The 22716-nt window shown below is 63.3% G+C and carries 24 protein-coding genes and 1 tRNA gene; 4 read left to right on the forward strand and 21 right to left on the reverse strand.

Features of this window, described 5'->3' with window-relative positions:
* Positions 1 to 54 precede the first annotated feature (54 nt).
* Together HYR72_04025 and HYR72_04030 are read right to left on the reverse strand one after the other, a co-directional pair.
* Positions 55 to 375: a transcriptional regulator gene (locus HYR72_04025; GenBank protein MBI1814121.1), complete on the reverse strand. Its 321-nt coding sequence runs from the start codon at positions 373 to 375 to the stop codon at positions 55 to 57.
* Positions 376 to 393: 18 nt separating this feature from the next.
* Positions 394 to 711, reverse strand: a complete 318-nt coding sequence (locus HYR72_04030; GenBank protein ID MBI1814122.1) for a type II toxin-antitoxin system RelE/ParE family toxin — start codon at positions 709 to 711, stop codon at positions 394 to 396.
* Between the two features lie 505 nt (positions 712 to 1216).
* Here HYR72_04030 and HYR72_04035 point away from each other — a divergent pair.
* Positions 1217 to 2335 (forward strand): hypothetical protein, encoded by a 1119-nt coding sequence (locus HYR72_04035; GenBank protein ID MBI1814123.1) that lies wholly within the window; start codon positions 1217 to 1219, stop codon positions 2333 to 2335.
* Positions 2336 to 2447: 112 nt separating this feature from the next.
* On the opposite strand, the gene HYR72_04040 is transcribed toward HYR72_04035, so the two are convergent.
* The 3 genes from HYR72_04040 to HYR72_04050 all read right to left on the reverse strand — a co-directional run bounded on the left by HYR72_04040 (position 2448) and on the right by HYR72_04050 (position 4464).
* Positions 2448 to 2520, reverse strand: a tRNA-Ala gene (locus tag HYR72_04040).
* A 184-nt stretch (positions 2521 to 2704) separates the two neighbouring features.
* On the reverse strand, positions 2705 to 3028 hold the full coding sequence (locus HYR72_04045) for a hypothetical protein (protein MBI1814124.1): 324 nt from the start codon (positions 3026 to 3028) through the stop codon (positions 2705 to 2707).
* A gap of 86 nt (positions 3029 to 3114) precedes the next feature.
* Positions 3115 to 4464 (reverse strand): replication-associated recombination protein A, encoded by a 1350-nt coding sequence (locus tag HYR72_04050; protein ID MBI1814125.1) that lies wholly within the window; start codon positions 4462 to 4464, stop codon positions 3115 to 3117.
* A 235-nt stretch (positions 4465 to 4699) separates the two neighbouring features.
* Between HYR72_04050 and HYR72_04055 the strand changes: the two genes are divergently transcribed.
* The 3 genes from HYR72_04055 (at position 4700) to HYR72_04065 (ending at position 8830) form a co-directional block, all read left to right on the forward strand.
* Positions 4700 to 5557, forward strand: coding sequence for an NAD(+)/NADH kinase (locus HYR72_04055; protein ID MBI1814126.1), 858 nt, complete (start codon positions 4700 to 4702; stop codon positions 5555 to 5557).
* Positions 5558 to 5709: 152 nt separating this feature from the next.
* A complete protein-coding gene (recN, locus tag HYR72_04060; protein MBI1814127.1) occupies positions 5710 to 7428 on the forward strand; it encodes a DNA repair protein RecN in 1719 nt (572 codons plus the stop codon).
* 136 nt (positions 7429 to 7564) lie between these two features.
* Positions 7565 to 8830 (forward strand): OmpA family protein, encoded by a 1266-nt coding sequence (locus HYR72_04065; protein ID MBI1814128.1) that lies wholly within the window; start codon positions 7565 to 7567, stop codon positions 8828 to 8830.
* Positions 8831 to 8877: 47 nt separating this feature from the next.
* Here HYR72_04065 and truA read toward each other — a convergent pair whose 3' ends face one another.
* The 16 genes from truA to HYR72_04145 all read right to left on the reverse strand — a co-directional run bounded on the left by truA (position 8878) and on the right by HYR72_04145 (position 22714).
* Entirely contained in the window at positions 8878 to 9615 is a 738-nt protein-coding gene (gene truA, locus HYR72_04070; protein ID MBI1814129.1) for a tRNA pseudouridine(38-40) synthase TruA, read from the reverse strand.
* Positions 9616 to 9665: 50 nt separating this feature from the next.
* Positions 9666 to 10688, reverse strand: coding sequence for an aspartate-semialdehyde dehydrogenase (locus HYR72_04075; GenBank protein MBI1814130.1), 1023 nt, complete (start codon positions 10686 to 10688; stop codon positions 9666 to 9668).
* Complete coding sequence (gene leuB, locus HYR72_04080; protein ID MBI1814131.1) at positions 10688 to 11782, reverse strand: 3-isopropylmalate dehydrogenase; 1095 nt, start codon at positions 11780 to 11782, stop codon at positions 10688 to 10690. Before leuB ends, HYR72_04075 begins: the two co-directional genes overlap by 1 nt.
* A gap of 65 nt (positions 11783 to 11847) precedes the next feature.
* Complete coding sequence (locus HYR72_04085) at positions 11848 to 13395, reverse strand: 2-isopropylmalate synthase (protein MBI1814132.1); 1548 nt, start codon at positions 13393 to 13395, stop codon at positions 11848 to 11850.
* Positions 13380 to 14285, reverse strand: coding sequence for a hypothetical protein (locus HYR72_04090; protein ID MBI1814133.1), 906 nt, complete (start codon positions 14283 to 14285; stop codon positions 13380 to 13382). The genes HYR72_04085 and HYR72_04090 overlap by 16 nt, the downstream gene beginning before the upstream one ends.
* A gap of 241 nt (positions 14286 to 14526) precedes the next feature.
* Positions 14527 to 15333: a CDP-diacylglycerol--serine O-phosphatidyltransferase gene (pssA, locus tag HYR72_04095; GenBank protein ID MBI1814134.1), complete on the reverse strand. Its 807-nt coding sequence runs from the start codon at positions 15331 to 15333 to the stop codon at positions 14527 to 14529.
* Between the two features lie 35 nt (positions 15334 to 15368).
* On the reverse strand, positions 15369 to 16019 hold the full coding sequence (locus HYR72_04100) for a phosphatidylserine decarboxylase family protein (GenBank protein MBI1814135.1): 651 nt from the start codon (positions 16017 to 16019) through the stop codon (positions 15369 to 15371).
* A 172-nt stretch (positions 16020 to 16191) separates the two neighbouring features.
* On the reverse strand, positions 16192 to 17208 hold the full coding sequence (gene ilvC / locus HYR72_04105; protein MBI1814136.1) for a ketol-acid reductoisomerase: 1017 nt from the start codon (positions 17206 to 17208) through the stop codon (positions 16192 to 16194).
* Complete coding sequence (gene ilvN, locus HYR72_04110; GenBank protein ID MBI1814137.1) at positions 17205 to 17720, reverse strand: acetolactate synthase small subunit; 516 nt, start codon at positions 17718 to 17720, stop codon at positions 17205 to 17207. The genes ilvC and ilvN overlap by 4 nt, the downstream gene beginning before the upstream one ends.
* A gap of 4 nt (positions 17721 to 17724) precedes the next feature.
* Complete coding sequence (locus HYR72_04115) at positions 17725 to 17949, reverse strand: DUF465 domain-containing protein (GenBank protein MBI1814138.1); 225 nt, start codon at positions 17947 to 17949, stop codon at positions 17725 to 17727.
* A 95-nt stretch (positions 17950 to 18044) separates the two neighbouring features.
* Entirely contained in the window at positions 18045 to 18731 is a 687-nt protein-coding gene (gene tsaB / locus HYR72_04120) for a tRNA (adenosine(37)-N6)-threonylcarbamoyltransferase complex dimerization subunit type 1 TsaB (GenBank protein MBI1814139.1), read from the reverse strand.
* 6 nt (positions 18732 to 18737) lie between these two features.
* Positions 18738 to 19811, reverse strand: a complete 1074-nt coding sequence (gene rseP / locus HYR72_04125) for an RIP metalloprotease RseP (GenBank protein MBI1814140.1) — start codon at positions 19809 to 19811, stop codon at positions 18738 to 18740.
* Positions 19812 to 19830: 19 nt separating this feature from the next.
* Positions 19831 to 20646, reverse strand: a complete 816-nt coding sequence (locus HYR72_04130) for a phosphatidate cytidylyltransferase (protein MBI1814141.1) — start codon at positions 20644 to 20646, stop codon at positions 19831 to 19833.
* Positions 20633 to 21340 (reverse strand): isoprenyl transferase, encoded by a 708-nt coding sequence (locus tag HYR72_04135; protein MBI1814142.1) that lies wholly within the window; start codon positions 21338 to 21340, stop codon positions 20633 to 20635. Before HYR72_04135 ends, HYR72_04130 begins: the two co-directional genes overlap by 14 nt.
* A 61-nt stretch (positions 21341 to 21401) precedes the next feature.
* Positions 21402 to 21959: a ribosome recycling factor gene (gene frr / locus HYR72_04140; GenBank protein ID MBI1814143.1), complete on the reverse strand. Its 558-nt coding sequence runs from the start codon at positions 21957 to 21959 to the stop codon at positions 21402 to 21404.
* Positions 21956 to 22714: a UMP kinase gene (locus HYR72_04145; protein ID MBI1814144.1), complete on the reverse strand. Its 759-nt coding sequence runs from the start codon at positions 22712 to 22714 to the stop codon at positions 21956 to 21958. The genes frr and HYR72_04145 overlap by 4 nt, the downstream gene beginning before the upstream one ends.
* Positions 22715 to 22716: the final 2 nt, after the last annotated feature.

Raw genomic sequence — 22716 nt, forward strand, 5'->3', positions numbered from 1 at the left:
TCGACAAATCTCGCCGAGTTGCGCGCCCGCCGCGGCATGGCCGCGTAGAGTCACTCAAGCCGCCTTCGCCGTGACGGACAATCTAACGCGCGTCTTCTTCTGCAGGGTACGGACGATGCCGAAGAAATTTTCGGTGCTCGGATTTCCGTGCGGTGCCAGCATCCGATGGAGGCTCTTGCTCGGTTTGTTGACTGCCGCCGCGAGGGCCTCGAAGCCGACCGTCGCGTTAACCAAATCGCGCAAGATAGCCTTGCCAGTAGATGTGTCGCCGGCGAGATAGGCGTTGATCGCTTCGCTAAACAGCGCTTGACGGAATCGCGCATCGCGCTGGGCTCGTGCCAGGATGGTTTCCCTGAAATCTCGTGTGAGCGCCATAATCTCCTCTCTGACAATTCACGCCTTCCGGCGCCGGTAGTCGGCCCATCGCGCTCTTGCCGAGGCGATGGCTTCCTGCTGTCGTTGCTTGCTGCTCCCACCCAGCAAGATCACCAGGGCATCTCCATCTCTGCCGAAATAGACGCGGTAGCCAGGACCAAACTCGATCTTCCGTTCGAACACACCGGAGCCAACACCTTTCACGTTCGAAAAATTGCCAGCGGCCAGCTGATGGACAGCCGCAGCCACTTTGGCCGCCGCCGGCGCATTCAACGAGTCGAACCACCTCGCGTAGGCGGAACGGCCGTGGCCATCGAGGTATTCAACGAGCCGGATCGGCGCCACGCATGAAAGTAACATAAATGTTACCATTGTTGCAACCGCGGCATCGGCGGGCACCATCCATAGATCCGGCGGAGCCTCCTCGAACCGGGCGGGATTTCGGCGGCATGGCCGCGTCGAGTCGCTCAAGCCGCCTTCGCCGTGACGGACATGCCGGAATCGCGACCGAGGCACATCGCGCATCTGGCTTGGGGCACTTCCCCCAGCAAACGTTGGAGAGCGTAGTGTCTGCCTTCGATCGCCAGTTCCTGTACCAAACTCCTCTTGGCCGGACTCTTGCGTTACATTCATTCGACGCCTCGAAGATGCGCAACAACATTCCCCTTAGTTCGTTGCCATCCAGGCAGGGGTGAATACGGCCAGGCACTCATCGCGGGGAAGTTCGGTATTTCAGCTCAGATCAAGGGGAGGAATGAACGGTCACATGGAAAGGACAATGAAGGCGTCGCACGTCCTGCTCACGTCGAGAAGACTATCATTCTTGCCGATCTTTGGACTCGTGTTGGTCGCGTTGAATACGGGAGCTACGTTACAGGCACAATTCCCTGCTCGCGGAGACGATGTTACGCCGTCGCTCGGCCAATTTAATGTCGTCGTTGATCCCCACTTCGAGGCTGCAATCCAGAGCAATCCCGCGTATGGCCCGTTTCTCTCCAACAAGGGCGGTAACTTGAATTTCACCAGCCCGATCCTCTTTGATCCGACAACAACGATCGGGCGAAGTGACCCGCTCAGCGCAGGTTCGGCTGAGGATATCGCCGGGGTGCTGTCGGGGACTTTGGCGCCGCGCCTGCTTCAAGACGGCCAATTCACGGTGAGGCCCTCCTTTGCGGAGGGCCCCGACGGCACGCACGAGGTTCACACTTTCATCGAATCCCTCCACCTGATGGGAAATGGATTCGAAGTGAAGGCCGGAGACCAAGCTCCGCGGCGGCCAATCAGCGTGGGTGAGGTGGAGTCTCTGTCCGGCAACAGCGGGAATCCGATTCAGGACTTCCCGGCTAACAGCTTTTTCGATGTCTTCGTTGAGGTAGACGTTCCCGCTCTGGGGGGATTTCCGAGTGTCCAGTTGGTCAATGTCGATCCCCTCTTGGTTCAAAGCGACAGTATCACCAGCTTCCCGCCAACCGTTCTCTATGTACACGGGAACTCTTCCGCCGTGCCGCTATACTTCTACGCGGACATACCTGTTTTCGGCGTTCATCGAGGGGACCTGTTCGGCCAACTGACTGTGGCCGGCCACGGGGTCGGCTTCACCGAGGCGGACGTGGCGGAGTTCGAAGCCAAGGAAATGGAATCCGAGCAGCATCGTGGTCGTCTGCCGCTTCAGGCCAATCCAATCCCGCACGTGACCATTGTCGATGAGGTTTTGAACACTCCCACACCAACACCGACACCCACACCAACAGCGACCCCGACAACGACCCCTCCGCCCTGTATCGGCGATTGCGATGGCTCGCGCTCCGTGACCGTCGAGGAACTAATCATCGGGGTCAACATCGCGCTGGACCAAGCACCGCTCAGCGGCTGCATGAACTTCGACAGCGACAACAGTCAGACGGTCACCGTCGAGGAACTGGTGCAGGCAGTCGGCAACGCGCTGGGCAACTGCCCGTAGGCGGGAGCCATCCATAAATCGGGCGGAGCCTCGGCAACCCCGGCCTGAGGCTGGCCCGGGATGCCATCCGCGGTTACCTCGAATGCCCTGTGTATCAACGAGAAGAGAAAAGTGGAGCTGAACGGAATCGAACCGTCGACCTCCTGAATGCCATTCAGGCGCTCTCCCAACTGAGCTACAGCCCCACAGGTGAGTGGACGCAAAAGTTGTAACCGAAACGCTACGGCAGGGCAAGGTTTTGGATTGCGGATTGGGGATTGCGGAGTGCGGAATGCAGAGTGCGGAATGCGGAATGCCACCACGGTCCGCGCGAATGAGTCACGAACACGACTCACCAGTCACGAATCACGATTTCACGATCTCACGACCTCACGGTCCGCGCAGACGGATGTCGTCTTTGCCCTCCATCATCTCGGGCGTGACGATGTAGGTACCGCGGCAGGCGTTGTCCCAGATTTTCTGCGTGGCATCCGCATCGCCGAGGGTGACCGCGTACACCAGCACGCCGGTGACACCACCGATGATCGAGTAGACCAGCTTGAGCGGCAGGTAGACGATGTTGGTCAGCACCGCACCGGTGATCACGATCGGACGGTGTCCCTCGTCTTCTGCGTCTCGCCGTACCGCGTGAGCCGGCGCCACGAGCAGTGCGATCACGATGATTGCGATGAACGTTCGACTGCTCCCACGCATCCGCCACCTCCTCGTCCGCAGAATACGGAGTCCAAACCTCAAAGTCCAAGGTTCAAAGTCAACTCTTGGGCTTGGAACTTTGGACTTTAGACCTTGGACTTTGGACTCATCTTTTCCCGCCAGCGCTCGAGGCGCTCTTTGATCGCGCGCTCTTCGCCAATGTCGGTGGGCTCGTAGTAGCGGCGGCCGGCGAGCCGGTCGGGCAGGTGTTGCTGCGCGACGACGTGTTCGTCGTAGTCGTGAGCATACTTGTAGTCGCGCCCGTAACCCAATCCCTTCATCAGCGGCGTCGGCGCGTTGCGCAAGTGCAGGGGAGTGGACAACGCGCCGTGTTCCTTGACGTCGGCGGCGGCCGCCAGCATCGCCTTGTACGAGGCATTCGATTTCGGTGCAGTGGCCAAGTACGTCACCGCTTGCGCGAGCGGGATACGACCTTCGGGCAAGCCGATAAAATGGAACGCGTCCTTCGCCGCCACCGCGATCTGCAACGCGCGCGGATCGGCGTTGCCGACATCTTCGGCCGCAAAGATCACCATCCGGCGCGCGATGAAGAGCGGATCTTCACCGGCTTCGATCATCCGCATCATCCAATACACCGCCGCGTCGGGATCGCTGCCGCGCATGCTCTTGATGAACGCCGAGATGACGTTGTAGTGCTCTTCGCCCGCTTTGTCGTAGAGCAGCGCGCGGTGCTGCGAAGCTTCTTCGGCGTGCGTCAACGCGATCACCGGCGTGCCCGCTCGGCCGGCGAGATCGGCGGCCGCTTCGAGCACGTTGAGGGCGGAGCGCGCGTCGCCGTGCGCTTGCTCGGCGATAAACGTGCGGGCCGCCGCATCGAGGGTCAGACGGCGCTCGCCCAAGCCGCGCTCGTGATCGTGGAGAGCGCGATCAAGCAAGCCCGCGATTTCCTCGGCCGTCAGCGCCTGCAGCACAAGCACCGAGCAGCGCGACAGCAACGGCGCGATCACCTCGAACGAAGGATTCTCGGTGGTCGCCCCGATCAACACGATCGAGCCGTCTTCGACGTGGGGCAGAAACGCATCCTGCTGCGCCTTGTTGAAACGGTGGATCTCGTCGACGAACAGAATCGTGCGGCGCCCGTTGAGCCGTAGGGCCTCGTGCGCTTCTTCGATGACCTGACGCAATTCCTTCACTCCCGAGAGCACGGCGGAGAAGTGGGTGAAGTGGCACTGCGTCGAGTGCGCGATCAGCAGCGCGAGTGTGGTCTTGCCGGTGCCTGGAGGTCCCCACAGAATCAGCGCGTGCAGCCGTTGGCCGTCGATCATCTCGCGCAGCAAACGGCCGGGCGCGATCAGATGACTCTGACCGATCACTTCGTCGAGACTGCGCGGCCGGATGCGATCGGCGAGCGGGGCACCCTCCTGGCGCACGCGCTCGGCCTCGGCGGTGAACAAATCCGGCCCGCTGCCGCGCATGGGAGATCGCTTGGGCATGCGCATTCAATAGATGGTCTGCGTCGTGAGGTCCACTCGCGCAGATGTCGCGTTCCCCTGTAGGGGTGACGCATGCGTCGCCCGCGATCGAGGTGGTCGACCGCGGAGAAGACGGAGGGCGATGCATGCATCGCCCCTACGTTTCAGAGACGGCCGCGTCTCCGTGGCAGCGGCACACGCGGTATGGTAGCGTTCGCGGCGTGACGGGATCCAACTGATGCAGCGCATCGGGGTGGTGGTGAAACGCGGGCGGGCCAAAGCGCTGGCCCTTGGTCGCGAGTTGGTCACGTGGCTGCGCCAACGCGATCTCGTCCCGCTGATCGATGCCGACAGCGCCACCGAACTGCACGACGGCACGGGCGTCTCCAAGGCCGAAATGGCGGCGACCGCCGATCTCATCGTCGTCCTCGGCGGCGATGGGACACTGCTCAGCATCGCCCGCTGCCTGCGCGAGCGCGCGGTGCCGATCCTTGGTGTCAACCTCGGCGGCCTCGGTTTCCTCACCGCCGTCACCTCGGACGAATTGTTCCCTGTGCTCGCCGAAGTACTCGCCGGCAAGTACACGGTCGAGCAGCGCATGACACTGGCGGCTTCGCTGCGGCGCGGCGGTAGCGTCATCGGGACGTATCAAGCGCTCAACGACGTGGTGATCACCAAGGCCGTGCTCGCCCGCATCATTGATCTCGAGACCAACGTCGATGGCCAACACGTGGCGACGTACAAGGCGGACGGCTTGATCGTCGCCACCCCCACCGGCTCGACTGCGTATGCGATGTCCGCCGGAGGCCCGATCGTCTACCCATCGCTCGGTGTCATGGTGCTGTGCCCGATTTGCCCCCACACGCTCACCAACCGGCCGATGGTGTTGCCGGAAACCTCGGTGCTGCAAGTAACAGTACGCTCCGACGCGCAGCAGGACGTGGTCCTCACGCTCGACGGACAAGAGGGCTACCCGCTGCACAACGGCGACGTGGTCGAGATCCGCAAAGGCGCGAGCGTGGTGCCGCTGATCGACTCGCCCGACCGCCGCTACTTCGAAGTGCTGCGCCAGAAGCTGCGCTGGGGCGAGCGGTGAGGCGCATGCGCCGGCAGATGGCTGATCGCCGATGGCTGATCGCAGAGCGAGCGTTCCGACTGGTTTTGCGGTTCTCCCTCCCACCATCAGCCATCAGCCATGTGCCATCAGCCACTCCCGCCATCAGCCACACGCCATAAGCCACCGCGGCCATGCTCCGTTCTCTTCGCATCGCGAACTTCGCCATCATCGACGAGCTGGCGCTGGAGTTTGCGCCCGGCCTCAACGTCCTGACCGGCGAGACCGGTGCCGGCAAGAGTATCATCATGCAGGCGCTCGGGTTGCTCTGCGGAGCGCGCGGATCGGCCGACCTCATCCGCACGGGCGCCGACGAAGCGGCGATCGACGCGGTGCTCGATTTGTCTGCCGATGCCCGTACGGCCGCAACGGAGTTGGGCCTCGACGGCGACGACGAACTGAGCTTGCGGCGCATGATCGCGCGCGCCGGCAAAGGGCGGCTGCACCTCAACGGCAGTCCGTCGACGCTGGCGGTGCTGACGCAACTCGGGTTGCGGCTGCTGCACATCTACGGTCAGCATGAGTATGCGCTGCTGTTGCACCCGGATACGCATCTCGACTTGCTCGATGACCTTGGCCGGCTTACGGCGCCTCGGCACGAGTTCACCACGGCGTATCGTGCCCTGGTGGCTGCGCACCACAATCTGACGGCGCTCACACAGGGCGGGCAAGCGGCGCGCGCGCACGCTGAGCTGCTGCGTTTTCAAATCACCGAACTCGAAGCCGCGGCACCGGAGCCGGACGAAGAATCTCACCTTCAACAGGAACGCGAAGTGCTGCGCCACGCCGAGCAATTGGCGCAAGCGTGTGACGGCGGCGAGGCGGCACTGTACTCGGGCGACGATGCGGCGGCGCCGGTTGTCGCCCGCATCCGCACGCAATTGCGCGACCTCGCCCGCATCGACCCGCGCCTCAGCGAGATCGCCGCGTTGCTCGACGCTGCGCATACGCAACTCGACGAGGCGGCGCTGCAGTTGCGACAATACGCCAATCGCATTCATCACGATCCAGACAGATTGGCGGCGGCCGACGAGCGGCTCGCGCTGCTGCGCCAGTTGGCGCGCAAGCACAACTGCCGCGGCGACGAATTGGCCGCGCAGCTCGAGACGCTACGCGCCGAATTGGATCGCGTCACCGGTGCCGGGCTCGATCTCGAATCGGCACAGCAGGCGGTGACCGTCGCCGCCCGCGCGGCCTGGCGAAGCGCCGCCGCCCTCTCTGCGGTGCGGCGCCTCGCCGGGTGCGAACTCGAGCGGCGCATGCACGCCGAGCTACCGACTCTGGGGATGGAAGGGGCAACCTTCACCGTGCAGTTTGCCAGCGAGATGAACGCCAGCGAGCCGTCGGCGAGTGATCCGTTCGTCCTTGGCGAGGCGCGGCTGAGCGAACGCGGCGGCGATCGCGTCGAGTTTCATCTCAGCGCCAACCGCGGTGAGGCGCCGCGCCCGCTCGCCAAGGTCGCCTCGGGCGGTGAGCTGTCGCGCATCATGCTGGCGCTCAAGGTCCTCACCGCCGGTGCCGGCGAAGTCGACACGCTGATCTTCGACGAAGTCGACACGGGGATCGGGGGCACCGTGGCCGACGCCGTTGGGCGCCGGCTCAAGGCGCTCGCATGCGAGCGGCAGATCCTGTGCATCACGCATCTGCCGCAGATTGCGGTCCACGCGGATCACCACTTCGCAGTCGAGAAGCGCGTGCGCAAGGGCCGCACGGTGACCAGCGCAAAGGCGCTGAGTCCCGACGAGCGCGTTGTTGAGTTGTCGCGCATGTTGGGCGGTGCCGTCACCAGCCGCGAGGCGGAACGCTACGCGCGCCGCCTGATCTCCGAGGCGCACAAGGGGTCTCCAGCCTGACCCTCGCCGTTAATCGCAGAACAAGCTTGACATGTTTGCGAGGGTCGGCGTAGCATCCGCGCGCTTTTTGAGTTTGGGACGGGCCAGCATGCGGAGACGCCAGGGGGGAAACCTGGCCCCGTTGAAGGAGGAGGCGATGAAGGGTGTAGCTCGCACGGTGATACTGGCAGGACTCGGGGTTCTCGGGTGGTCAATCGCCGCCCGCGCGTCGGACGCGTCAGCGGTACAGGTGACCGATGAAGACCGCACATCGCGGAACTTCACGCGCGATAGCGCCACCGTCGGCGACGGAAAAATCCGGCTCGAAGTTCGCGCCATGGCGTTGAACGACGAAGGCGACACCCGGCTCAATCTGCTGGGATTCCCGGCGCGCGAGGAAGTCTCCCGCGAGAACGGCGGCATCTTCGACGTGATCGGCTCCTACGGCCTCGGTAAATCCACCGAGCTGGGCTTCTCGGTGCCGACGTTCATCGAGAAGCAGCGCGTGGGAGACTCGACGACGCAGAACAAGGATGTCGGTGATGTGCTGCTGTATGGGAAGTTCAAACACGACGTGGCGACGCACTGCAGCATCGCCGGCGGTGTTGAACTCACGATCCCGACCGGTATCGAGCGCAAGAGCTTCGGCACCGGAAATTATGCCACCAATCCTTTCGTGTCGACCCGCTACGCGAACGGCCGCTTCTCGATCGGCGCGCATGCCGGCTACCAGATCTACGCCGGTGACACTCCTGACGTATACAACTACAGCGCAGACATCATTCTGCGCGCAAGCCATGAGTATGCGTTGCGGGTCGAGATGTCGGGCCGGATGTTCCAGCAATCCGGGTTGAAGTACAACGACCTTGTGGTCATGCCCGGCATCGACTACTTCCTGACGCCTGATTTCGTCATTCGACCAACCGGCCTCGCTGGCATAACGACCGAAGCGCTCGATTGGGGCATCGGCTTGGGCCTCGTGTATACCTTCCAGGCACCGAGCTTCAGTCTGCCACAGGCGCCGCCACCAGCAGTCGCGCAGGCAGCGGAGCCGCCGCCCGCTCCGGCGCCGGTAATGAAAAAGAAGATCGTGCTGCGCGGCGTCAACTTCGATTTCAGTAAGTCCAACATCCGTCCGGACGCGGTACCGATCTTGGATCAAGCCATCAGCACGCTCAAGGAGTCGAGCGGCATCACGATCTCCGTCGAAGGACACACCGACGACATCGGTTCCGACGAGTACAACCAAGCGCTCTCGCTGCGGCGCGCCGAAGCGGTGCGCGACTACCTGGCATCGCACGGCATCGCCGCCTCGCGCATGACCGTACAGGGCTTCGGCGAATCGAGCCCGGTGGCCACCAACGATACGGATGAAGGCCGGGCACAAAACCGCCGGGTCGAGTTGCGCGTAACTCAAGAATAGTCGATTCGGCCGGTGACGAGTCCGCGCGACTCGTCACCGGCCACGATTCATCTTTCGTACGTCACCGCCATCAGACACAATCCCTGCGCCGGAGCGGTCGGGCCCGCTTGGCGCCGATCCCGCTGCCCCAGCAGGTCGCGAAACTGCGCGACACTGCGCGTGCCGTCGCCGACCTCGATCAGGGTTCCGATCAGGTTGCGGACCATGTGCCGCACGAACGCGGTGGCCTCAACGGTGTAAACGAGCTGCTCGGGCTCGACGCTGAAGTCGCTCCGCAGCACGCGCCGGATCGCGTGGTCCGCGTCGCAATCCGCGGCTTGGAACGAGGTGAAGTCGTGCTCGCCGATCAACGCCGCCGCGGCCGTGCGCAGCGCATCGACATCCAACGGTGCGCACACATGCCAGCTGTAACGGTGCCAAAACGGGGAGCGCCAGCGCGGCCGCCAGAGACGATAGCAGTACGTGCGACTGGAGGCGTGGCGCCGCGGATCGAAGTCGTCTGCGACCACCTCGACCGCGGCAATCGCGATACCGTCCGGCGTGAGCGCATTGAGCGCGCGCTGCAGGTCGGCGACCGGCATCGCCTTGAGGGCGCGAAAGCACGCGACTTGTCCCAGTGCATGGACGCCGGCATCCGTGCGACCGGCCGCAGTCACGCGCGCGGGCGCACCGAACAGCCGTTGCACGGCCGACTCCAACGCCCCTTGAACCGTCGGCCCCTGCGGTTGCAGCTGCCAACCGAGAAAGTCGGTTCCGTCGTACTGGACGATGAGCTTGTAGTGCATTGCTTGGTCCAGGGTTCGAGTTGGATACCCCTTGAACCCTCGAACCCTTCCTACAAGTACTCGCGAATCAGAATCTCGGCGATCGCCACGGCGTTGAGCGCGGCACCCTTGCGCAGGTTGTCGCCGACGATCCACAGATTGAGCCCATTGTCGACCGACTCGTCATCGCGGATGCGGCCGACGCACGTCGCCTCGCCGCCAATCGTTGTCATCGGCGTCGGATACTCGTTGGCGCCTGCGTCGTCTTGCACCAACACCCCAGGCGCACTGCGCAGCACTTCGCGCGCGGCGGCGGCGCTCAGTGGTTCGGTGGTCTCGACGTTCACCGACTGGCTCAGCCCATAGAAAAGCGGCACTCGCACGCTCGTGGCCGTCATCGCCAGCGCCGGGTCGTCGAGCACGCGCCGCGTTTGCGCCATCAGATTCTGTTCAGCGCGCGTGTAGCCACCGTCGAGAAACTCGCCGACCTGCGGGAAGACGTTGAAGGCGACACGGTGCGGGAACAGCGCGCTGACTACGTCCTGTCCGTTGAGCAACGCGACCGTCTGTTGGCTAAGCGCGTCGAGCCCGGCGCGGCCAGCATCCGACACCGGCTGGTAGCTCGACACTACGACGCGTTTCAACCCGGCGGCATCGCGCAACGGCTTGAGCACCGCGGCCAGTTGCACCACCGCGGCGTCCGGACTGGCGATGATTCGGCGGCCGGAGTACTCGGCAACAACCGCCGCATTGACTTCGGAAACCACCAGCGGCACCGCAACGTCCTCAGCGTACAATCGACTCAAGTCGATGACGACGGCGTCGGCGGCAGTCGCGCGCCCGGCCCATTCGGCGGTAATTTGTTCCGGCGTCGCGAAAAACACGATGTCGACGCCGTGGAACTCCGCTCGCGCCAGCAGTTCCACGACAACCCGCACACTGCCGGCGGACACATCATCGCCCGCCGTTCGTTCGGACGCGTAACAGGTCAGCTCGCCGAGCGGGAACTCGCGTTCTGCGAGCACGGTGAGGATCTCGGCCCCGACCAAGCCGGTCGCACCCACCACCGCAACGTTGTACGACGCGCGACTCATCAAGGCGCCAGGTGCTCGCGCACGGCGGCGCCCATCGCGCTAGTGTTCACCGCGCGCCCGCCCGCCGCCATGATGTCGGGCGTGCGATAGCCGGCGTGCAGCACGCCGGCGACCGCGGTCTCGATCGCCGCGGCCGCCTGCGGCTGGGCGAGCGAGTAGCGCAGCATCATCGCCACCGAGAGAATCGCCGCCAACGGATTGGCCTTGCCCTGCCCGGCGATGTCGGGGGCGCTGCCATGAATCGGTTCGTACAATCCGCGCGGTTGCCCGAGCTGATTGCGGGCTTCGCCGAGCGAAGCAGACGGCAACAGACCGAGCGAACCAGCCAGCATCGAAGCCTCGTCCGTGAGAATATCGCCGAAGAGATTTTCCGTGGCGATCACGTCGAAGTCGCGCGGGCGTTTGAGTAAGTGCATCGCCATCGCGTCGACAAGCACGTCTTCGTAGGCAACGTCGGGATACTCTTTGGCCACCTCGTGCGCCACTTCGCGCCACAGCCGTGACGACGACATCACGTTGGCTTTGTCGACCGAGGTCACCTTCTTGCGCCGGGTGCGCGCGAGTTCAAACGCGCTGCGCATCAGCCGCGCGATCTCGCCCTCGGTATAGATCAGGGTATCGATCGCTTCGCGCCCGTTCGACGTCTGGCGTCGCTCGCTCGGCTTTCCGAAGTAGATGCCACCGGTCAGTTCGCGTACGACAACGAGATCGACGCCGCGCAGAAGGTCGGTTTTCAGCGGCGCCGCTTCGAGCAACTCCGGGAACACGGTGACCGGGCGCAGATTCGCGAACACCCCGAGTTCCTTGCGCAGGCCGAGCAACCCTTGCTCGGGACGGACGGTCGCGTTGGGGTTGTCCCACTTCGGACCGCCAACGGCGCCGAGCAGCACGGCATCACTCGCCGTGGCCAGCGCGCGCGTCACTTCCGGCAGCGCGATGCCGTGCGCGTCGATGGCGCAACCGCCGAACATCGCTTCGGCACAGGCCACTGAGAAATTGAACCGCTGCGCACAGTCCTGCAGGACCGCGACGGCTTCAGTGATCACTTCCGGCCCGATCCCGTCACCGGGCAATACACACACATTCGCGGTCACGAATCCTCCCGATGAAATGAGCTGGGGAGCGGGGGGGCGAACCCCGTCTCCCCAGCTCCTTCGATTCACGGTCCACCGCTGCGTTGCTGCTGATAGTGCTGGCGCCGGTACTCCAATTTATTGAGCGCGTTGATGTAGGCGAGCGCGCTCGCCTGTACGATGTCGCTGTGCGCACCCTGGCCACTGGCGGTGACCCCGTCTTGATGAATCAGGCATGAGACTTCGCCGAGCGCGTCGGTACCGCCGGTGATCGCCTTCACCGCGTATCGATCAAGTTCCGGCTGCATGCCGGTGATCTGCGCGATCACCTTGTAGCAGGCGTCAACCACCCCATCGCCATCGCCCTCGCCTTCGCGCTGCTCGCCATCGACGCGCAGCCGCAACTTCGCGTGCGGCAGCGTGCCGCTCAGAGCCGTGACGTTGAGCTCGATCAATTCGAAGCGATCCGGCACGCGCACGGTCTCTTCGGTCACGATCGCGACGAGGTCGTCGTCGTAAACGTTCTTCTTCAGGTCGGCGAGCACCTTGAAACGTTCGAACGCCTTGTTCATGTCGACTTCGTACAACTCGACGCCGAGTTGCTTGAGCCGCTCGGCGAACGCGTGGCGGCCGGAGTGTTTACCCAGCACCAACTTATTGCTGGAGATGCCGACGTCCTCAGGACGCATGATTTCGTACGTCTGCTTGTCCTTGAGAACGCCGTCCTGGTGAATACCGGCCTCGTGCGCGAAGGCGTTGTCGCCGACGATCGGTTTATTCGCCGGCACCGTCAGGCCGGTGACCTGGGCGAGCAAGCGGCTGGCCGGATAGATCTGTTCGGTGACGATGTTGGTGCGCACGGTATGGAAGAAGTCCTTGCGCGTGGCCAGAGCCATCACCACTTCTTCGAGCGAGGTATTGCCGGCGCGCTCGCCAATGCCGTTGATCGTACACTCGATCTGCCGCGCGCCGTTGCGGACTGCGGCGAGCGAGTTGGCCACCGCCATGCCGAGGTCGTTGTGGCAGTGCGCGCTCCAGCACACCGTGTCGCCACCCGGCGTGTTGGCGATGAGGTACTTGAACAGTCCGCCAAATTCTTCGGGCACCGCGTAACCGGTGGTGTCGGGCACGTTGAGCGTCACCGCGCCGCAACGAATCACTTCGCCGAAGACCTTGACCAAGTAGTCGCGATCCGTGCGTGAGGCGTCTTCAGCCGAGAACTCGACGTAGTCGAGGTGTTTCTTCGCCATTTCGACGGCCCAACACGCCGCGTCGAGCACCTCTTGCTGGCTCATCATGAGTTTTCGCTTGAGATGCAGATCGGAGGTGGCGATGAAGATGTGTATGCCGGGCCGCTTCGCCTTCTCGACGCTCTTGATCGCTTGCCGGATGTCGGCTTCCTTCGGGCGCGCCAAGCTCAGCACGATCGGCCGCGCCACAGTCTCGGCGACGCGGGCGACCGAATCGAAATCTCCCGGCGATGAAACGGCGAAGCCCGCCTCGATCACATCGACGCCGAGCTTTTCGAGCTGCCGTGCGATGACCACCTTCTCTTCGACGTTCATCGTCGCCCCGGGCGACTGCTCGCCGTCGCGGAGCGTGGTGTCGAATATCTGCACTACTGCTGGTTCCATGGCGCACCCCCTATAGCATCGACTCCGGTGGGCGGCGACACCCACATCGGGTCGGTCTGAATTGCGTGAGTCATGCGGCCGACCATGCGGCTGGTCGGTGCGACTTCGCCGGCGACGATGCGGGTCGGCAGAGCCTGGAAGGACTCTGCGCGCACCGTCATCGCCTTGAACACGGCCTCGAACGCGGTGTTACCGCCGCGCGGGCCGAGTCCGTTGATCGTACACTCGATCTGGCGCGCTCCGTTGCGCACCGCGGCGAGTGAGTTGGCAACCGCCAGTGACAGATCGTCGTGACAGTGCACGCTCCAGCACACCGTACCGCCGCCCGGCGTGTGGCCGATGAGGTACTGGATCAGCGCGCCGAATTCATCGGGCAGCGCGATGCCGGCGGTATCGGGGACGTTGACTGTGGTGGCTCCGCAGCGGATCGCCTCGCCGTAAATTCGTACCAACGCGTCGCGATCCAGTCGCGAGGCGTTGGCCATCGTGAACTCGACCTCGTCGAGTTGCTGCTTGGCATACTCAACCGTGCGGCAGGCGGTGTCGACGACCTCCTGCCGCGTGCGCACGAGCTGAGCGCTGGAGGCAGCCACGAAGACGTGAACGCCGGGATGCTTTGCCTTGGCGACGCTGCGCACTGCGTGGTCGATGTCGGACTCAATGGCGCGCGCCAGGCTGAGCACAACCGATTCGCTCACCGCCGCGGCGATCGCCGCGACCGCTTCACCGTCGCCATCGAACGCTCCCGGAAATCCCACCTCGATGACATCGACGCCCAGTTTCTCAAGCTGACGCGCGACGGCGACCATCTCGGAGACGGACAGAAGAGCCGACGACGATTGGCCGTCGCGCAAGGTGGTGTCGAGAATCCGAACTCGGTCTGCTTCCATGGCGCACTCTCCTTCGCCGCGGTGCCGTTGCCGACCCGCTGCGGGCTATGCGACCAAAAGAAAGGGCCACGGGGTGCGCCACCCGTGGCCCTCTAGAAGCAGAAACGCCACGGAGCGGTCATCCCACCCGTGGCGTCTTTCGGTCGCGTATTGGTAGTCTACGCTCCCCCGGACGCAGCGGGTGGGCACGGCAGCAGCAGCCCGAGGAGCAGAAGACCCAATGCGTTGTGCGAGCGAGCGTTCATTGCGCACCCTTCGTAGGCGACTCGCTCGATGTTGTCAAGGTGGGATTTTCGACGACCTTGAGCGGATGCCGTCGCCCGCGCGCATGCAACAGCCAGCGGCCGCGCACAAACAGCGAGCGCGCCGGTCCTGAGAGCGCGAACAGCGTCGAGCCCGCGAATGCCATCCATTGCGGCTCGGCGATGAGCAGGTTGAGCACGAGGATCACGAGCACCAGCATCGAGAACGGATGGCGACGGTGCAATTGCAACTCTTTGAAGCTGAAGTATTTCACGTTGCTCACCATCAACGCGGCTAAGCCGTAGATGACGAGTAACACCAACAGATGCTTGTGGGTGGCGCCGGCGCCGCCGTACTTGTAGTAGAGCAACACAGTCGCCGCGATCACGTCGGCGGCGGCTGGAATTGGGAGGCCGATGAAGTGGCGCTTCTCGACATTGTCGTACTGCACGTTGAAGCGCGCCAAGCGCAACGCGCCGCAGGTGACGTAGAGCGATGCGGCCAGCCAGCCCCAGTTTTGCCACGGCTCGAGTGCCCAGCGGTAGGCGAGAATGCCGGGCGCCACGCCGAAGGCGACGAGATCCGCCAACGAATCGTACTCGATGCCGAAGCGGCTGGTGGTGCGCGTCAGGCGCGCGACCCTTCCGTCGAGGATGTCGAAAATCTGCGCCAGCAAAATCGCCAGTGCGGCGAGTTGGAAATCGCCGTGCAGGCTGGCGATGACCGAGTAGAAACCGGAGAACAATCCGCCGGTGGTGAAGAGATTGGGCAGGATGTAAACACCCTTGCGTAGCGGCGCGGGCATGCCCCGACCGCCGCGAATGACGCGCACGCGTTCTTTTACTGCCATGAGCCGATCACCGTTTCGCCCGCGGTGGTGTGGTCGCCGACACGTACCTGCACCGCGACCTCGGGTGGCAGATAGATATCCACCCGCGATCCGAACTTGATGATGCCACAGCGCCGTCCACGCTCGACGTTCATACCGGGACGAAGATAGCAGACAATCCGGCGCGCCAGAAAGCCCGCGATCTGCACGAAGCACACGCGCCGCCCATGCTTGTCTTCGACGACGATGGCGTTCTGTTCGTTGTCGAGCGAGGCTTTCTCAGCGAAGGCGCGGAAGTACTTGCCGTGATTGTAGTGCGTGCTCACCACCGCACCGCTCACCGGATTGCGGTTCACGTGGACGTTCAGCGGCGACATGAAGATGCTGACCTTGATCGTATCGGCGTGGAGAAAGCGATCCTCGCGTACCGGTGCGACGGTGATCACACGGCCGTCGGCTGGAGCGACGATCAGCCGTTCATCTGCTGGGGAGATCCGTTCCGGATCGCGAAAGAAGTTGAGCACGATTCCAAACAGCCCGGCACCAACGATCGCGCCGATCGCGCCGCCGAGCAGCCACAGCAACAGCGCAATGCCCGCGGCGCCAGCGATCAGCGGATAGCCCTCGCGCGCAATGGGAAGCCCCGCCCAGTGGGCGGGCATCTCTCGGGTCGCCTCAGTATTCACGGTGCGCGGACTATAGCGGAAGGACGGCGGAGACCCAACTCTTTGGTGTGACGAGCGCTGCTGGCCCTCGGCGGCACCGGGTCGAGTCCTCGGTTGGACAGCGATGGGCTTCGCGCGCAGGCGCGGAAGCCTGCCGCTACCTAGATTGTCAGTTCTTGCTCTTATCTACCAAGCGCTCCGAGGCGAGCCATGGCATCAGTGACCGCAGCTTGGCGCCGACTTTTTCGATCGGATGGTTCGCGCCTTCTTTGCGTAGCTCCTTGAAGTGCGGGCTGCCGCAGCGGTACTCGGTGATCCACTCGTTGGCGAACTTGCCGCTCTGGATGTCGGCGAGCACTTGCTTCATCGCCGCCTTTACCTCGGGACCGATGATCTTCTTGCCGCGCGTCATGTCACCATACTCGGCCGTGTTGCTGATCGAGTAGCGCATGTTGGCGATGCCGCCTTCGTAGATCAGGTCGACGATCAGCTTCACTTCGTGCAGGCACTCGAAGTACGCCATCTCCGGCGAATACCCCGCTTCGACGAGGGTCTCGTAGCCAGCGCGAATCAACTCGGTGAGACCGCCGCAGAGCACCGACTGTTCGCCGAACAGATCGGTCTCGGTCTCCTCCTTGAAGTCGGTCTCGATCACCGCAGCCCGCGTGCCACCGATGCCCTTCGCGTACGCAAGGCCGACGTCTTTGGTATTCTTCGACGGGTCTTGATGGATCGCGAGCAGACACGGCACACCGCGACCCTTTTGGAACTCGCTGCGCACGAGATGGCCGGGGCCCTTCGGCGCTACCATGAACACGTTAACGCCGGCCGGCGGAACGATTTGTTTGAAGTGGATGTTGAAACCATGTCCGAAGGCGAGGTACTTCCCGTCGCGCATCCCGGGGGCGATTTCGTTCTCGTAGATCTCCCCGCCTTGTTCGTCCGGCACCAGGATCATCACGATGTCGGCCGCCTTCGCGGCGGCGGCGGTCTCCATCACCGTGAGGCCGGCGGCTTCCGCCTTCTTCCAGGAGCTGCTGTCGCGACGCAAACCAACGACCACGTCGAGCCCGCTGTCGCGCAGATTGTTGGCGTGTGCGTGGCCTTGGCTGCCGTAGCCGATCACTGCGATCTTCTTGCCTTGGATGTGCCGTAGATCGGCGTCTGGGTCGGTGTAGATCTTCACGCTGCTTGCTCCTTCCCGTTGCGCGCGGCGAGCATTTGCATGCCGCGGTGCATCGCCACCTTGCCGGTGCGTGCGATTTCGACGATGCCGAGCGGGCGTAGGAGATCGACAATCGCGCGGATTTTGTCCTCGTCGCCGGTCAGCTCGATGATGTAGCTCTGCGCGCTCACGTCGATCACTTTGGCGCGGAAGATGTCGACGATGTTCATGACTTCCGCGCGCGTGGTCTCGGTTGCGGTGATTTTGATGAGCGCCAGCTCGCGCTCGACGTGCCTGGTGTCGAGGAAGTCGATCACCTTGATCACGCTGATCAGCTTGTTGAGCTGTTTGGTGATTTGCTCCAACACCTGATCATCGCCGTGAGTGACCAACGTAATGCGCGAGACCGTCGGATCGAGGGTTTCGGCGACCGTGAGACTCTCGATGTTGAAACCGCGTCCGCTGAAGAGGCCGGCGACGCGAGCCAGGACGCCGAATTCGTTCTCGACCAGGACAGAAATCGTGTGGCGCATGAGGTCAGTGCGATCGATACTTGCCGAGAATCTCCATGATGTGATCCTTGCCGGCGAGCTTGAGCTTCTGGAGGCGTTTCTTTTCGACTTCTTCTTCTGGCGTGAGGAAGTGTTTGTGCTGGAACGTGGCGAGCTGCTTTTCGAGTACGAGGTGCTCCTCGTAATAGCGGCGCAGCTCAACGTCCTTGTCCAACAGAGTACGGATCAACTCTTCTTCATGCTTCTCCATAGTGATCTCCATCAGGCAGGTGGCCGGAAGCTACCGCAGGGCTCGGTCACTGTCAAATTACCCCGATGCGATGAAAGTGTCACGATTCTAGTGCGTTAACAAAATTTTCGCTCGGCCTCAGAGGCCCGAACGTAGAACGGCTCCACGCTCGCCAACTCGGCCGCAACACCTGCCGCGAGGCGTTCACGCCCGATGGCCGCAACGGCCGCGCCAGACGGTGGCGCCGCAGCGAGCGGTAGTCGTTTGACCACGGCGCCGAAGAGCTCGATCAACACGTCTTGGTATTCGTCGACGCCATCACCGATGAAGACCACATCCTCTGGGCCGCTCACAAAACGAGCCAGTTCGCGCGGAGCGATGGCCATCTCGGCGACCACACGATCGAGCTGGTCGCCGCGCCAGCGAAAGCTGGCGGCGTAGATCTCGCTGCGGCGCGCATCGAGGATCGTCCACACCGTTTCGGTACGAGGGCCGAGTGCGCGTGCGAGCGCTTCCAGCGTCGGCACCGCCACCAGATGAGCGTTGGCAGCGTACGCCAACCCCTTCGCCGTGCTGAGCCCAACACGCAGCCCGGTAAACGACCCAGGGCCGGCTGACACCGCGATCGCGTCGAGATCACTGATCGCGATGCGCGCTTGAGTGAGAACGCCGTCAATCAGGGGAATGATGGCGGCAGCGAGCGTGTTCTCGACGCGTTCGGTCCGCTGCGCGACGGCCACGCCGTCGCGATCAATCCCGACACTCGCGGTCCACGTCGCGGTGTCGAGTCCGAGGGTCCACACGGTGTGCTAGCCCTGTAGGACGCGGGCGATGTCGTTGTAGAAGGCGAACAGCATCAACGCGATCAGCACAAACAAGCCGACCTGCTGCGCCAGTTCGCGGTAGCGCAGCTCAATCGGGCGGCCGAGCAGTCCTTCGATGGCAAAGAAAAACAGGTGCCCACCATCGAGCACCGGGATCGGCAGCAGGTTGAGGATGCCGAGATTGATGCTGATCACCGCGGTGAACATGAGGAGAAACTCGATGCCCAGCGCCGCCTGCTTGCCGGCTTGGCGGACGATCTCGATTGGCCCGCCGATTTCGCTCGATGGGATCTTGCCCGAGACCATCTTCACCAATCCCACCAGAATCGTCTCACCCCAGATGAACGTTTGCTGACCAGCCATCCAGACAGCTTCGAGCGGGCCAACGTTCTTCACGTCGAGCCCGGGCTCGATGCCGATGAGATAGAGTTTGGTTTCGAGTTCTTCGCCGAAGATCGTCTTGTTGGGGCGCTCCTTCGGCGTGACGTTGATCTTGCGTTCGCCGCCGTTGCGATCGATCGTCAGCGTCAGCGTGCGACCGCCACTCTGACGGATCGCCTGCGACATTTCGTCCCAGGTGCTGACCGGCTTGTCATCAACAAAGCGAACGACATCGCCGGCTTCGACGCCGGCCTCGATCGCCGGCATGCCGGCCGACAGCCCGCCGACCTTCGCCTGTTCGCTCGGTGTGCGTACGCCGAACGCGATGTACGTCACGCAAAAGATCAGGAAGGCAAATAGCAGATTCGTGCCCGGTCCGGCGAAGACGATGGCAAAGCGCCGGCTGACAGGTTGGTGCGCAAACGACACCTTCTTCGCCGCCTCGTCCAGTTCGGCGTCGGAATCCTCGCCCTCCATTTTGACGTAGCCGCCCAGCGGGACGACACTGAGTTGATACTCCGTATCGCCGGAGCGCCAACCGAATAGTTTTGGACCGAAGCCGATGGAAAAGCGGAGCACCTTGACGCCAACGCGCTTGGCTACCAAAAAGTGACCCAGCTCGTGCACCAAGATCAGAAATCCCAGGACGATGATGGCCGCGAGAATACTGGTGGGCATTGAATCTCCTCACTCCACCTCAACGGCAGAGATCGACGTAATAGTATAGGAGGGCTACCGGGAACACCAGACTGTCGATGCGATCCAGCACGCCGCCATGGCCGGGGAAAATCCATCCCGACTCCTTGGCGGCGAACGTGCGCTTCATCATGGATTCGCACAGATCGCCTACCTGCCCCACCACGCCAATCACTACCGCAACCACCGTCGCTTCAGTCCATCCCAGGTCGGGGACATCGAGTCCCATCAGCGGTAGCAGCACCAGCTCTACGATACCGACCCCCGCCACGCTTCCGGCGAGAATGCCGAGTGCGCCTTCGACGGTCTTGCCGGGGCTGACGCGCGGCATGAGCTTGTGCTTGCCGAACGCGTGGCCGGCGAAGTAGCCGCTGCTGTCACCCCCCATCCCCGCACCAAGGAGAAGAATGACCCAGCCGGCGCCGTGCGGCGTCTGCCACAGCCACACGAAGTACGGCAGCAACACGCTGACGTACAAAATCCCCAACAACGTCAGGCCGAGATCGCCGATGCCCTTCTCGAAATCGACACGCGCCAGCAACGTCCAGCTCAACCCGATCACTAAAGCGGCCACCATCGCGAAGGCGAGCCAGTCGGCGCGGGTCGACGCGCTCGCGATCGCCAGCATCCAACCGAGCGCCACACCCAACGCGCGCGAGCCCGGTTGGCTCGGAAACGCCATCACGAAATATTCGAGGACACCAACCGCCGCGATCAGCGCCAACACCGCGGCGAAGAGCCAGAATGGTGCGTACTTGATCAGTAGCAGCAGCAGAGGGATGGCGACCGCGGCAGTCGCGAGCCTAGCGCGCAACACGGAGCGGTTCCCCTTGCGGCGATTCGAGCACGCGGCCGAAGCGCCGTTCGCGTTGCTGAAACACCGCGAGTGCTTCACAAAACTGGCGCTCGCGGAAGTCCGGCCACAGAGTCTCAGTGACGAAAATTTCGCTGTACGCCAGCTGCCAGAGGTAGAAGTTCGACAGCCGCATCTCGCCACTGGTGCGAATGAGCAGATCGGGATCAGGAATGCCGTGCGTGCTGAGGTAACGGTCGACGACAGCTTCGTCGATGCGGTCGGGGTCGAGTCGCCCCGCTTCACACTCACGGGCGATCACCCGCGCGGCGCGGACAATGTCCGAGCGGGCGCCGTAACTCACCGCTAGCACGACCGTCATCCCGGTGTTGTGTTTGGTGGCTTCGATGTCCGCCGCCAAGTAGCGCTGCACCGCGAGCGGCAGGCGAGTCGTGTCGCCAACGGCGACCAACCGGATGTCGCGCTCCATCATTTTCTTGAGTTCGGTGCGCAGGTAGCGGCGCAGCAAGCCCATCAACGCGCTCACTTCGGTGCGCGGACGTTGCCAATTTTCCGTCGAGAAGGCGTACAGGCTGAGATACTCGATGCCCAGGTCGCGCGCTTGTTCGACGATTGCCCGCACGGAGTCCTTGCCGTGTTTGTGCCCTTCGATGCGGCTGAGGCCGCGCTGCTGCGCCCACCGGCCGTTGCCGTCCATGATGATGGCGACGTGACGGGGCAGACGCGTCAGGTCCAGAGAAGGCAGCGCCGGCACCGGATCAAACCTCGAGAATTTCTTCTTCCTTGGTCTTCAGCGCTTTGTCGATGCGTTCAATGTAGCCGTTGGTGATCTCCTGCACCTTCTCCTGGCCGCGACGCAGATCGTCTTCGGTAATTTCCTTGTCCTTCTCCAGCGTCTTGAGCATGTCGATGGCCTCATGGCGATGATTGCGCATCGAGACGCGATGGCCCTCCGCTTCCTTGCGAACATGCTTGACCAAATCGCGCCGCCGCTCGGCGGTCAGTTCAGGGATGGGGATGCGAATGATCTTGCCGTCGTTCATCGGCGTCAGGCCGAGGTCCGACTGCTGAATGGCGCGTTCGATTTCCTGCATCGCGCCCTTGTCGTACGGCTGCAACACGAGCATCCGCGGCTCCGGCGCCGAGATCCCCGCCAGTTGGTTGAGCGGCGTCTTGGTGCCGTAGTAGTCGACCATAATGCCGTCGAGCAGCGCCGTGGAGGCGCGGCCGGTGCGCGTGCGCCCGAAGTCACGCCGGCAACTGACCAGCGTCCGCTCCATGTCCTTACGCAGTCCTTCAATGACCTCGTCTATCATGGTCGTTGCCTTACTATGGTGCCGACTGCCTCGCCGGTAACTGCACGCTTGATGTTGCCGCGCGCGGAGAGATCGAACACGATGATCGGCAGCGAGCTCTCTTTACAGAGCGATATGGCGGTCGCGTCCATGACCTTGAGTTCCTTGCTCAGACACTCCAGATAGGTCAACTCCGTGAACTTCTTCGCGTTGGGTTTCTTGCGCGGGTCGGCGTCGTAGATGCCATCGACGTTGGTGGCTTTGAGCATCACTTCGGCCCCGATCTCCGCCGCGCGCAAGCTCGCCGCCGTGTCAGTAGTGAAGAACGGATTGCCGGTGCCGCCGGCAAAGATCACCACCCGCCCCTTTTCAAGATGGCGCGTGGCGCGCCGGCGGATGTAGGGCTCGGCGACTTGCTGCATCTCGATGGCCGACTGGACGCGAGTCTGCACGCCTTCGCGTTCGAGCGCGTCTTGCAATGCTAAGGCGTTGAAGATGGTGGCGAGCATGCCCATGTAGTCCGCGGTGGCTCGCTCCATGCCGCGACTGCTGCCGGCCACGCCGCGAAAAATGTTCCCACCGCCAATCACCACGGCGACCTCGGCGCCGAGATCACGCACTTCTTTGATCTCGCCGGCAATGCCTCGCAAGACATTATTGTCGATCCCAAACTCCTGCCCGCCGAGGAGGGCTTCGCCGCTGAGTTTGAGGAGAATACGCCGGTAGCGCAGCCGGGTTGGCGACGCTGTTGCTGCCGCTCCGCCGCGGCGAGGCACTC

The sequence above is a fragment of the Deltaproteobacteria bacterium genome (assembly GCA_016178705.1).
GTDB lineage: Bacteria > Desulfobacterota > Binatia > HRBIN30 > JACQVA1 > JACOST01.